Source organism: Micromonospora sp. NPDC052213, assembly GCF_040679695.1.
GTDB lineage: Bacteria > Actinomycetota > Actinomycetes > Mycobacteriales > Micromonosporaceae > Micromonospora.
Genome location: NZ_JBFAVI010000392.1, coordinates 1 through 1,121 on the forward strand (window position 1 = coordinate 1; position 1,121 = coordinate 1,121).

Annotated in this window: 1 protein-coding gene; it reads right to left on the reverse strand. The window is 61.3% G+C overall.

Annotated elements, in window-relative coordinates; genetic code table 11:
• Window positions 1-104: 104 nt before the first annotated feature.
• On the reverse strand, window positions 105-1,121 hold a 1,017-nt coding region (locus AB0L34_RS34205), incomplete at its 5' end, for a hypothetical protein (protein ID WP_363709819.1).

Here is a 1,121-nt window from a genome sequence, read left to right on the forward strand (position 1 = left end):
CAGCCGTACGGGCTGCTGCCGGTGGCCAGCCTGCGGGACTGGCGCCCGGCCGGCGGCGGCGAGTCGCCAGCGCCCTGCTGTTCGCCACCATGGTCGCTTGAATATCACTGTTTGTTTGCGCTTGCGTCGATGATAGACGGTGAGGAGCCCATGACAAGCGACACGATCAGGTTCTTGCGGGTTTCCGAAGAGCTTCCCTGGGTGACGAAATCTTTAAAGCTGTCGCTGGTGAGATTGTTCCGGATGATGGGAGCTAGAATTGCTATTACGACCTCAGGGTCGAGTGCACCGGCGTCGGCAGCAGCAAACCAGTTCTCCGCAACGGTCATCGCCGCTGCCCCGGTGGCCCTGTCGGAGATCAAAGCAGACCATGCATCCCGCAAGGCTTGTGCGCGCTCTGGGGCTGAAGCGATAGATCGGATTAGCTCCGTTGTAGACGGCTCAAGTTCCGGGTCAATCAGGGCGAGCAGGCCGAGGGCCCCAGCTCGGCGGTCTTGGCGTTCGAACCAGTCGAACACCACTGTCACGACCTCGTCCCCCAACTCGTCGTTGACGGCAAGCTGCCTGAGCGCCTGAGCCGCCGCAGGACGGGCGGCGATAACCTCATCGCCGATTAGCAGTCGCAGTCGAGACAGGGCGGCCTTAACGCTGTGGTGGGCGAGCTGCCCCGCGCAAACCTCTGCGACTCCTGTGAGGATGTCCACGCCGCTCTTCCGGCTTGCCCATTCATAGAGACGCCTGCGGACAACTGAGCCGACCTCGTTGCTGATCGCCAAACGTTCGAGAATGGTGATAGCTAAGGTGCGATGCCGGGACTTTTGAGTCAACCACTTCTGAACGATATCCAGGGTTTCCAACGACCCTAGGTCAGCAGCCAGCCGGACCAGCACATCCGCCACGCGATCGAGGTGGTCGTTGGCGACGGCGCCCGTGGTCGTGATCGACTCCAGCCAACTACGGATCGGGGTACGCAATTGTGGGCGTTGTTGCCAGACGCGTTCGAGCACCGCCTTATCGAGCCCGGGAGACTTGCGTGTGATGGTGATCGTGTCTCCGACAAGTTCAGCGTCGATCCTGTCGATAAGATCCTGAAGCTCCGGCCCGATAAGGATATCCCGAGC